Annotated in this window: 2 protein-coding genes; one reads left to right on the top strand and one right to left on the bottom strand. The window is 63.1% G+C overall.

The annotated features are described in order from the left end of the window. The coding region (locus tag AXK61_RS16365; RefSeq protein WP_156485713.1) for a DDE-type integrase/transposase/recombinase at positions 1-418 on the top strand (418 nt) is incomplete at its 5' end. Positions 419-814: 396 nt separating this feature from the next. Here the strand turns inward: AXK61_RS16365 and AXK61_RS24475 are convergent. Next, positions 815-1069: ATP-binding protein (locus AXK61_RS24475; protein WP_197466844.1), on the bottom strand; the 255-nt coding region annotated here is incomplete at its 5' end.

Below are 1069 nucleotides of genomic sequence, written 5' to 3'. Positions count from 1 at the left end.
GGGGCGGATCGTCGGCTACAGCATCGATTCACGCATGCAATCCCGCCTGGCGGTGAACGCTCTGAACAATGCTGTTGCCCGTCGACCTGGTCCCGTCGCCGGGTGTATTGTTCACTCGGACAGGGGTTCTCAGTTTCGGTCGCGCAAGTTCGTGGCAGCGTTGAACCAGCACGGCCTTGTCGGGTCGATGGGCCGCGTGGGCGCTGCCGGCGATAACGCCGCGATGGAATCGTTCTTCGCGCTGCTCCAGCGCAACGTCCTCGACCGGCACCGCTGGGCCACCCGCGAGCAGCTGCGGATCGCGATCGTCACGTGGATCGAACGGACCTACCACCGACGCCGTCGGCAAGCCCGCCTCGGCCGATTGACCCCGATCGAATACGAGACCATCATCAACACAGCCGCCCCGGCGGCATAACACCGTAACTGTCACCTCTCGGTGCAGCAGTCCCTGGTTTCCACACGTATCGACAGGTGGATCGGTGGGGGCCTGACGCGGCGGCCCGGGCGGAGCTGCTTGATCGACTCCTGCTTGCCAACCACACCCGCGCGTCTGAAACGAACCCCGATGCACGCAACGATGAGTCCATCACCTTCCCGCCCCAAGTCGGCACGCTCTTTGAGTGAGCATGGACCGCGATTGCAGCGGTGCGCGCGTCAGTCGAACAGCGTGGCGCCTTCAGTGCCGACGTCGGACTTCCGCCCGGATGCGTCCCCACTTGATAGGTCTGATACGCGACGGCGATTCTCTGATCAGGCTCATCGAAAGTCCCCAGTGATGCTCATTGAAATTCCTCACCTGGGTGCGGTCGGATTATAGCGGTCGGCGGCTGGGTGCGATTGCTGTGCGGTGGGTTTCGTTGCGGGCGTGGTGGTCTCGTAGTCGGTAGCTGTCGCCGTCGAGTTTGAGGACGACGGAGCGGTGTAGGAGCCTGTCGAGCATGGCCGCGGCGACGGTGGTGTCGCCGAGGACTTCGCCCCATTCGGAGACCGATCGGTTGGTGGTGATGACGATCGATGTTTTCAGATACCGTTGCGCGACAACCTGAAACAACGCTGATGCGGCTTC

The organism is Tsukamurella pseudospumae, assembly GCF_001575205.1.
In the GTDB taxonomy this organism is placed as follows: Bacteria; Actinomycetota; Actinomycetes; order Mycobacteriales; family Mycobacteriaceae; genus Tsukamurella; species Tsukamurella pseudospumae.
This window is presented reverse-complemented; position numbering and strand designations above follow the sequence as displayed.